Here is a 5,995-nt window from a genome sequence, read left to right on the forward strand (position 1 = left end):
TTTTTGGTCTTGCTCACGAGTGAGAAAAATCCTGAAACGAGCGCCCATAAAAAAATCACCTTGATAGATCAACTTTCCGTATTTACTTATCTTTACATAGTTTGATTTTTTCGTGCCTACCTACTTATAAGCAACATTAATTACACATTACTATTAGACATCTCCAATCTTATTCATAAATTATCAATTCTTTCTCCAATTTAAGTGTTTATGGTTAAGTATTCCCTCTCTCAACTAGGAAGTTTATTTTGTATTTTGCACGACTACTTAGCTGATAGTTTACGGCTGAATGCTTACCATTGTTTAAGCGTAAGCAGTCTTTAGTTTTTAATAGTTAATCCTACTATCCTAGATTACTAAATTATTCTTCTTTCTTTCTGACTTCATCTCCACTGAAAATAGCAATCATTTGAGGGATAGTTCTTGGTGAATCTATATAAATATTTCCCTGACAAATTAATTGTGTTGAACCTCCACCATCTAACATGATTACTTGAGTTTCACCAAAACTTTTCAAAACTTTAGCAGCGTGAGGTTGAGTTGCTTTTTTGGAAGTAAAAATTAAAATTGTTTCATTCAGGCGATCGCCATCTTTATCTTTAATTCCAATAAATGTTCTACCTGTTTTATCTTCTACTCCTTTATCTGCATTTTCCTGTAAACCAACAATAAGATTAGGTGCTGTGGATAATTGGAGATTATTTGGCTGAAATTTACTAATTAATGCTCTATCATTCCAGACTTCTAGCATTAATTTTTCATCAGGAAATTCTATTTCTCCGGCATAACCGTCACTAACTATAATTCCATCTGACTTGACAGGAAATGCTAACCCTGTGGAGGCGTTTTTATCATTTCTAAAAAATTGACCGTTAGTGATGCAAAATAAACTTGAATTTTCTGAATATAAGTTAGACCATACTTGTGATATTGTCTGACGTTCAAATTGTGGGTCGTTACCGCCGTAAGCTCCTTTTTTAGTACCTAAGTCTGTGATATTTCCATAGATAAAATTAATTTTCGCACCTTGAGTTAGATCGATAACTTGTACATAATCTAAATTTTTTTGATAAAGAGTTGTTCCCTGAGAATTACTAATAATTTGGAAACCAAGAGATAGAGGATTTTGTGATTTACTTTCGGCATTTTGGGCAGAAAATAAGTTTATGCTTATTAGGAGGAAGGTTGTTAAAAATAATCCGGTTAAAGCTAGAATTTTTTTGTTCATTATACTAATTTGATAAATATTTTTGACAAATGGTAAGCAAGTTCTATACCAATTTCCTACAGGTTTGTCATTTTTTTATATGGTTCATTTTGAAAAAGTCATGCTAGATTTAGAATCTCTCAGAACTTACCCAAACAAACTATATACAGTAGTGTTTTAGGGCTATTACCCTCTACAGATGGTGTATGGGTTAATTTTTTGCTTAAATCCTGATGTCTGAAAAAAACTGTTGAAATAACTCCAGTAGTATTACACCTAGCATGATTATTTTTTCAGAGGAAATTTAGGCAATGAAAAATTACAAAATATTAACTTTAGGAGCGTCTGGTGCAGGTAAAACTGTATTTATGGCGAGTATGTTTAAATCATTAGCAAGCCAAGGAGAACACGGTTTCTATCTTGAAGCTGAGGATTTTAAATCACAGAGGCTACTGAATAATATTTACAAAAACTTGATTACTGGAAAATGGCCAGAAACAACTAGACGTAGCGAGATATCTAAGTGGAAGTTTACTTGTTGTATAAAGAATCGCGATCTGGAAAACTTTCCAATTTGTCAGTTTACTTATTTTGATTATGCTGGCGGAAGGTTTACAGAAATGGATGAAGAAGATTCTGATTTAAAAGAAATAATAGTACAAGCTGATGCAATCTTGGGTCTTTTAGATGGTCGAAAAATTCAGGCATTAATGAATAATAATAATCATCAACTTTTTGTTGATTTTTTAAAGAAAGATTTACTTCCAATAATTAAGTGTATGTCTCATTCTAAAGCACCTATTCAGTTTGTAATTAGTAAATGGGATTTGCTGGAAAATGATAATTTTGGTTTAAAAGAAATAAGCGATCGCCTTCTAGAAATTCCTGAGTTTAAAGAATTAGTTCGGAATAGAAATCAAGAAGGTTCTCCAGTACGCCTGATTCCAGTAAGTTCAGTGGGTTCGGGTTTTGCAACACCTCAACCTGATGGCAGTATGAAAATAATTGCAAATTCAATTCCACGTCCTTTTCACATGGAAGTTCCTGTATCTTGTGTTATACCCGATCTTTTAGAAAAAGAGATTCAGGTAAACATTAAACGACTAACTACTATTAGTAACGAAGATATTATTGAAAATAGTAGACATAATAAATTATTACATAACTTCTTAAAGCGTGTGTTACGTTCCCGTTGGTTAATTGATATAGTTGTTAACACTCTTGTTGAAGTTTTAGTATCAAATATCCTGGATGATGATAATTCTGATGAGCAAAATCAGCCAAATAGTATAGGAGAGGAATTCACGAAAGAATTACTCAAAACAATTGATAATTTGGTATTTAAAAAAATTAAAACAATAGTTGAAGCAGAGAAACAAAGATTAGCTTAATTTCAGAGAATCAGGGATGAATATATCAAAGAAATTGAAGATAAAAAAACAGCCTTAAAAAGTGCTGTGACAAGCTTTTTATATATTAGTAATAAACTGAGCCAAGATTTTCCTGAATCTGAAATAATCAGAAGGTAGAACAAAGTAATAAGGGAATCATTATCAAAGTTAAAAGCCCAGAAATGAATATGAAAAATTACAATATTATTACTTTAGGACCATCGGGAGCGGGTAAAACTGTATTTTTAGCCCGTCTTTTTAAGCAATTATCTACCCCAACCAGCGAAGGATTTTTCTTGGAAGTTCCCAATCATCAGCAAAGTATTGAACTGAGTAGAATTTATTCAGAAATAGACGAGCCAAATATATCTTGGCCTAGTGGAACAAGAGGTGTAACACAGACAACATTTACTTGTTGCGTCAGAAATCTTGCTTTTGAAAACTTTCCAGTTTGTCAGTTTACCTATATTGACTATCCAGGATCTATACTTACAGATATATTAGAAGATCAAGACAAGATTTTTGATTTTAAACAAGAAGTCTCTAAAGCAGATGCAGTGTTAGTGATGATTGATGGTCTAAAATTATTGAAATTAATCCAAGGAAAAGACCTAAATAATGATGAAAAAGTTAGACAATTATTGCTAAGAGATTTACCTCTCATGATGCAATTGCTAAATTTCTGTAAAAGAGACACCCCCGTTCATTTTATTATCAGTAAGTGGGATTTGCTTAAAAATAATTATAAGCTCTCAGAAAGAACAGAACATCTGCGAGAAAAAGAAGATAATTATAAGCTCTCAGAAATAACAGAACACCTGCTAGAACAATCACCTGAATTTAGGAATGTAGTTATTAATAGAGTTAAAGCTGGTTGTCCAGTACGTCTAATTCCTGTAAGTTCTATTGGTCTCGACTTTGCCACCCTCCAACCTGATGGTTCGATGAAAAAGAAGCCAAAGGCAGTTCCAAAACCTTTTCAGTTAGAAATTCCTATTGCTTATGTATTAATTGATGGGGTAAAAGCTGATATGAAAGTCTTAAAAGCATCCTCAGAAAAAATTCCTGTGTGGGATTTACTTAAAGATTCTTTTACTTCTTTAGATTTCCTAATTCGTCAGTTTGTTTTAAACGAACAAGCTCATCGATATCAAAAAAAATATTTACAAGAGGTGAGAGATCGGGGAACAGCACTTAGGCACTTGGTAATTAGTTTCCTGAAACATCTCAAGGATTTTGAGGAGAGATTTCCCGAAGCTAATTTAGGAGGAGAAGTTCTTTTTCCTCCTGAACCCATCCATAATTTGACAAAACATAAAAAAGTAGTCTGTTCCGTTGGTTTCACATCTGATGGTAAAACTCTTTTCAGTTCCAGTGACGACAGAAAAGTTCTGTTTTGGGATGTTGCACGGGGAAATTTACAGAAAGAAATTGTGCGGGAAAAATCAGATTGGGTATTAGCAAATCTTAGTCAAGACAATAAACTGCTGTTTACTGCTAGCGCAGATAAAAGTATTAAGGTATGGAATGCCAATACAGGAGAACCCTTCTATAAATTGAAGGAACATACCGAACCTATCAGTGGGTTTGTTGTTAGTCCTAATGGTGGCACACTGATTAGCAGTAGTCGAGATCAAACTGTGAAAATCTGGCAACTACAAACTAATAGTGCTAAAGTAATACACCGTTTAAACGAACATCAAGGCTTGGTTTATGCTCTTGCTCTTGCTCCCAATGGTCGCACTTTGGCTACTGGTGGTACAGACAAGAAAATGCTGATTTGGGAACTGCCCATCAATGATGATAAATTTCTTAAATTTCTTACCCTCAAGCATCCTAGTTTTATCAAAGCTTTAGCCTTTAGTCCTGATGGTCAAATATTGGTTAGTGGAGGTGGTGACAAAACTATCTATGTGTGGGATACGAAAACTTGGAATCTTAAATCCCGTTTGGTAGGACACACCGGAGCAATTTGGTCTCTGGCGATTAGTCCAGATAACCGCATCCTTGCCAGTGGAAGTAATGATTGCACAATCAAGATTTGGAATTTATCAACCGGAACTTTAAAAACTACTTTAACTGGGCACACTGGTATTATCACCACCCTAGCTTTTAGTCCAGATAATCAAACCTTAGCTAGCGGCAGTGATGACAAAACGATTAAAATTTGGCGAATTGTATAAAATATAGCTTAAGTAAATATGACAGCTAACAAAGAAAATATTCCTAACTATCGAACGCCAGCAATTTTACTAACTCTTCTATGCTGTTTGCTATTTGGAAGGGTGGCAGTTTTTTGTTTGCCATTCGGAATTGTCGCAATTGTTTATGGAACTGAAGTTAAGATGCGAGATAAATTGGGAGACCGACTACCAGGAGCAGAGACAGCATCAAAAAAAGCTAAAAAATGGTTTTTGTTTGGTTTAATAGTAGCGATAATAATGATGGCTTTGTATGTATATAACACCTACATTGCTCCTATGCAACTCGAACCTAATACTAATAGTATTAATTAATTTAGTCCTAACAAAAACTTCAACATAGAAGGGTTCTACTAACTCACTTTAAAAATGTCATAAATATTGGGAAACTTATAGCCCCTGAAATTACTGTATTGTCATTTTTTTTATCTATCAAATCTTATTTTTAACTTTTGACTTCCGCGATATTAAATCCGGTAGTGTCGGTATAAATAAAGCAGAGAAATAGGGTTTAGATGAAATCCTCTACCATACCCACATATCTCTCCCATAAACCCGGTTTCTTATAAAACTCCGAATCTAGATTTATTAAATTATCACTATGAGTATTGAAGTTTGGCCTTTTTTAGTAAGCCGTAACCGCTATCTTGACTACAGAACAGTTGTAGCTCCTGATTTCATTTGTGAAGCTAAGACTGACAACTTACTCGCAAGAGTTACAACAGGAGATTTAACAGAACCAGAAAAGGGATTTATCAGACAAATTTTTGGTTCAAAAGTAGGAGATTTCACGATAGTTTATCGAATCTTAAAAGCAACACAAAAAGACCTGAATTATCAAGCAGGAGATGAGATTCTTAAAGACCAATTTGGGAGAGAAATACTTATAATTGAAGGAGTCGTTATTCAGGGAATTAAAAGTCAAGAAAATGTTTTTATTTCCCCAAAAAATATGGAGGAAGTTCATCAAAAATTGACAGGAGGGTACACAGAATTTTGGGAGCATCGCGACCCACATCCAGCTATTCCTTCTGATAAGTTATTCTTAAGTATAGATGGCTCTAGCAGTACCTTACAACTTGAAGAAATAGAACTATTTCAGGTTGAGTCTCCAATCTCTAACCACAATCAGGAAAAAGAAAGCGTAGGATTTATTAAATCTTGGGGTAATAACGTTAATTATGTTGTTTTTCTTA

At 33.8% G+C, this 5,995-nt stretch carries 4 protein-coding genes and 1 pseudogene; 4 read left to right on the top strand and 1 reads right to left on the bottom strand.

Features of this window, described 5'->3' with window-relative positions:
- Positions 1–361 precede the first annotated feature (361 nt).
- Positions 362–1,228 carry a phosphodiester glycosidase family protein gene (locus F6K22_RS28485; RefSeq protein WP_293105854.1) on the bottom strand — a complete coding sequence of 289 codons (867 nt, stop codon included), beginning with the start codon at positions 1,226–1,228 and terminating at the stop codon, positions 362–364.
- A gap of 290 nt (positions 1,229–1,518) precedes the next feature.
- Between F6K22_RS28485 and F6K22_RS28490 the strand changes: the two genes are divergently transcribed.
- The 4 genes and pseudogenes from F6K22_RS28490 to F6K22_RS28505 form a co-directional block, all read left to right on the top strand.
- On the top strand, positions 1,519–2,598 hold the full coding sequence (locus F6K22_RS28490) for a hypothetical protein (protein WP_293105855.1): 1,080 nt from the start codon (positions 1,519–1,521) through the stop codon (positions 2,596–2,598).
- Between the two features lie 188 nt (positions 2,599–2,786).
- On the top strand, positions 2,787–4,781 hold the full coding sequence (locus F6K22_RS28495) for a hypothetical protein (protein WP_293105857.1): 1,995 nt from the start codon (positions 2,787–2,789) through the stop codon (positions 4,779–4,781).
- A gap of 18 nt (positions 4,782–4,799) precedes the next feature.
- Complete coding sequence (locus tag F6K22_RS28500) at positions 4,800–5,114, top strand: CD225/dispanin family protein (protein WP_293105858.1); 315 nt, start codon at positions 4,800–4,802, stop codon at positions 5,112–5,114.
- A gap of 286 nt (positions 5,115–5,400) precedes the next feature.
- A pseudogene (locus F6K22_RS28505) lies at positions 5,401–5,995 on the top strand (hypothetical protein); the annotation flags it as partial.

The organism is Okeania sp. SIO2F4, from assembly GCF_010672385.1.
GTDB lineage: Bacteria > Cyanobacteriota > Cyanobacteriia > Cyanobacteriales > Microcoleaceae > Trichodesmium.